This is a genomic window from Streptomyces sp. PU-14G (assembly GCF_041028275.1).
In the GTDB taxonomy this organism is placed as follows: domain Bacteria; phylum Actinomycetota; class Actinomycetes; order Streptomycetales; family Streptomycetaceae; genus Streptomyces.
This window is the reverse complement of record NZ_JASKYT010000534.1, coordinates 1-2,968: the sequence shown is the minus strand read 5'-3', so window position 1 is coordinate 2,968 and position 2,968 is coordinate 1. Positions and strand designations below refer to the sequence as shown.

Here is a 2,968-nt window from a genome sequence, read left to right as displayed (position 1 = left end):
CGCGGACGAGGCGCGGCCGGGGTGGGAGCCGGGGCGCGGGCCCCCTCCCTCGGGGCGACACAAATCACCGGGACACGCGGTGCGGCAAGCCGTGGCGAGTGGGTAGTCTCATACGGACTGGATAAGTTACTGCTTAGTAAACAACCTCCGTGCTCCGAGGAGCCGATATGCAACTCGCCGCCATCGTCATCACGCTGGTCCTCAGCGCGGTCGGCGTTGCGCTCATCGCCCGCGCCGTCGCGCAGATCTACCGCTTCGTGAAGCTCGGACAGCCACTCCCCGCGGGCACGCGCAAGGACAGTCCCAAGCAGCGAACGGCCACCCTCGTCAAGGAGTTCCTCGGGCACACGAGGATGAACAGGTGGGGCGTGGTGGGCGTCGCCCACTGGTTCGTGGCGATCGGCTTCCTCACCCTCCCGCCGACCATCATCAACGCCTACGGCCAGCTCTTCCAGGCCGACTGGACGCTTCCGGTCATCGGCGGCTGGCTGCCGTACGAGATGTACATCGAGTTCATCGGCGCCGCGACCACCGTGGGCATCGCCGTCCTGATGGTCATCCGGCTGCTGAGCCTGCCCTCCCGCGCGGGCCGCAAGTCCCGCTTCGCCGGCTCGAAGGCCTGGCAGGCGTACTTCGTCGAGTACGTCATCTTCGTCATCGGCCTGGCCATCCTCGTGCTCCGCGGCCTGGAGGGCGCGCTGCACCACGTGGACGGCTACGAGCCGGCGTACTTCGTCTCGTACCCGCTGGTCGCCGCGTTCGACGGGCTGGACGTGGGCACCCTCCAGACGCTCGTCTACCTGTGGGCGCTGATCAAGCTCGGCACCACCATGATCTGGATGATCACGGTCAGCCTGAACACCAACATGGGCGTGGCCTGGCACCGGTTCCTGGCCTTCTTCAACATCTGGTTCAAGCGCGACGCGCAGGGCGGCACCGCCCTGGGCGCCCTCCAGCCGATGATGTCCGGCGGCAAGGAGATCGACTTCGAGACCGCCCTGGACGACGACAACGAGGAGGAGGTCCGCTTCGGCGCCTCCCAGGTCGAGGACTTCTCCTGGAAGGGCATCCTCGACTTCTCCACCTGCACCGAGTGCGGACGCTGCCAGTCGCAGTGCCCCGCCTGGAACACCGGCAAGCCGCTCTCCCCGAAGCTTTTGATCATGTCGCTGCGCGACCACGCGCACGCCAAGGCCCCCTACCTGCTGGCCGGCGGCGGCAAGACGATGGAGGGCGAGGAGAAGGCCACCGACGAGCAGCTCGCCGGCGTCCCGCGCTCCGCCCTCGACGAGGCCGAGCGCCCGCTGGTCGGCACGGCCGAGGAGAACGGCGTCATCGACCCCGACGTCCTGTGGTCCTGCACCACCTGCGGCGCCTGCGTCGAGCAGTGCCCCGTCGACATCGAGCACGTCGACCACATCGTCGACATGCGCCGCTACCAGGTGATGATCGAGTCCGCGTTCCCCTCCGAGGCCGGGACGATGCTCAAGAACCTGGAGAAGAAGGGCAACCCCTGGGGCCTGGCCAAGAAGCAGCGCCTGGAGTGGACCAAGGAGGTCGACTTCGAGGTGCCGATCGTCGGCAAGACGGTCGAGGACCTCACCGAGGTCGAGTACCTGTACTGGGTCGGCTGCGCCGGCGCCCTGGAGGACCGCGCCAAGAAGACCACCAAGGCCTTCGCCGAGCTGCTGCACCTCGCGGGCGTCAAGTTCGCGATCATGGGCGGCGACGAGAAGTGCACCGGCGACTCCGCCCGCCGCCTGGGCAACGAGTTCCTCTTCCAGCAGTTGGGCGAGGAGAACGTCGCCAACCTCAACGCCGCGTTCGGTGAGACAGCGCCTGATAGCGGCTCCGCCGCGGGGGACGAGGGCGTCACCGTGGAGACGTCGAAGAAGAAGATCGTCGCCACCTGCCCGCACTGCTTCAACACGCTCTCCAAGGAGTACCCGCAGCTGGGCGGCCACTACGAGGTCATCCACCACACCCAGCTGCTCCAGCACCTCATCGACGAGGGCAAGCTCGTGCCGGTCACCCCCGTCGAGGGGCTGATCACCTACCACGACCCGTGCTACCTGGGCCGCCACAACAAGGTCTACACGCCGCCCCGCGAGATCATCGGACGCGTGCCGGGCCTGCGGAACGAGGAGATGCACCGGCACAAGGAGCGCGGCTTCTGCTGCGGCGCCGGCGGCGCCCGCATGTGGATGGAGGAGCGCATCGGCAAGCGCATCAACAACGAGCGCGTGGACGAGGCGCTGTCCCTGAACCCGGACATCATCTCCACGGCCTGCCCGTTCTGCCTCGTCATGCTCACCGACTCCGTCAACGGCAAGAAGGGCGCGGCCGAGGACGGCTCCGCCACGGGCGGCAAGGCCAAGGAGAACCTCCAGGTCGTCGACGTCGCCCAGCTCCTGCTGGACTCCGTCAGGACGCCGCCGACCGACCCGCCCGCCGACGACGGTCAGACCGCGGCCGACCCCGACCCGGAGCCCGAACCGGAACCCGCGAGGTAGACGGCGACGCTGCGGGCGCCGTAGCCGGCCCCCGCAGCGCCCTCCTCGGTCACCGATGGCCGGCCCCGTTCCCACGGGGCCGGCCATTGCGCGTTTTCCGGCACGTCGTGGTCAAATGCGATCAGTTACCGCATCACACGAGCCAAACCACTGTCGCGGTATACCCATCGCCGCGCGCCGGGCCTAGCCTCGCCTCAACGCGCACGCACGTGGCGCGGCGGTACGCGGCAGCACGCGCGGGCGCGGGCGCGCTCACGAGCGGAGCGGACCGGAACGCGAGGAGGAACACCAGGTGGCGGACCGCGAGGCCCCGGATCACAGGGCCCAGGACGGACCGGCCGAGGACGACCGGCCCCCGGGCCCGGACACGGACGCGCGCGCTCACCTCCCGCACGACTGCCACCCACCTCCCACCMCTGTCGCGGTATACCCATCGCCGCGCGCCGGGCCTAGCC

General features: G+C 69.2%; 1 protein-coding gene. It reads left to right on the top strand.

All coding sequences use genetic code 11. The annotated features are described in order from the left end of the window. The first annotated feature begins 167 nt into the window (after positions 1-167). The gene (locus AB8Z75_RS32925) at positions 168-2,513 is read left to right on the top strand and encodes a (Fe-S)-binding protein (protein WP_369208484.1); all 2,346 of its coding nucleotides are present in this window, start codon (positions 168-170) and stop codon (positions 2,511-2,513) included. Positions 2,514-2,968 lie beyond the last annotated feature (455 nt).

Excerpts from the sequence above, each read along its gene's own strand:
- AB8Z75_RS32925 (WP_369208484.1), top strand. The coding sequence starts at position 168 with ATGCAACTCGCCGCCATCGTCATCACGCTGGTCCTCAGCGCGGTCGGC.